Consider the following 698-nt stretch of genomic DNA (forward strand, 5'->3'; position numbering starts at 1 on the left):
GACAGTAGTCAGGATAAAGGTGACTACTGTACTGAGCTTGAGGAGATAGTTACTCACCTTGTGGCGTGCCTTCTTCAGCTAGGTTTTCAGCCTCAGTTTGGCTCTCTGGTGTTTTGACGGAAGAGTTCTTTTGCTTAACTTTTAGAATATCCAAAGCCTTTAGCAAACTTAAAGCTTCCTGAAGCTGGAAGTCTTTTTCCAGCATGGATTGTTGACGAGAAACTTCTGAGTCTTCGCTTTCTTCTTTGCTGGATTCATTCTTATTTTGGTTGCCGTTACTTAAGTGACCGGCTAGATCAGACTCTCGATAAAAGGCTTTGGTTTTTTCTTCACTCAACTTGGCTCGGTTAACTTCTATATCGGGCTCGATACCTTGCGCCTGAATCGAGCGGCCATTAGGGGTATAGTAGCGGGCCGTTGTTAGCTTAAGCCCATATTCAGCATCAAGAGCCATGACGTTCTGTACAGAGCCTTTGCCGAAGCTCTGTGTTCCCATTATGACTGCCCGATTGTGATCTTGAAGTGCTCCGGCCAAGATTTCAGAAGCTGATGCGGAGCCTCCATCAATAAGAACGATAATGGGTATGCCATTAGCATCGTCACCAGGTGTCGCGTTAAAGCTTAAATCGGCTTCGCTAGCACGGCCTTTTGTATAAACGATGAGACCTTCTTCAATCAACTGGTCGGCAACTTCTACT

Annotated in this window: 1 protein-coding gene; it reads right to left on the minus strand. The window is 45.6% G+C overall.

The window, feature by feature from the left end; genetic code table 11:
* Positions 1-49 precede the first annotated feature (49 nt).
* Positions 50-698, minus strand: a 649-nt coding sequence (locus tag A3729_RS03090; protein WP_231877314.1) for a S41 family peptidase, incomplete at its 5' end; no start/stop codon positions are given.

It is taken from the genome of Oleiphilus sp. HI0043 (genome assembly GCF_001634935.1).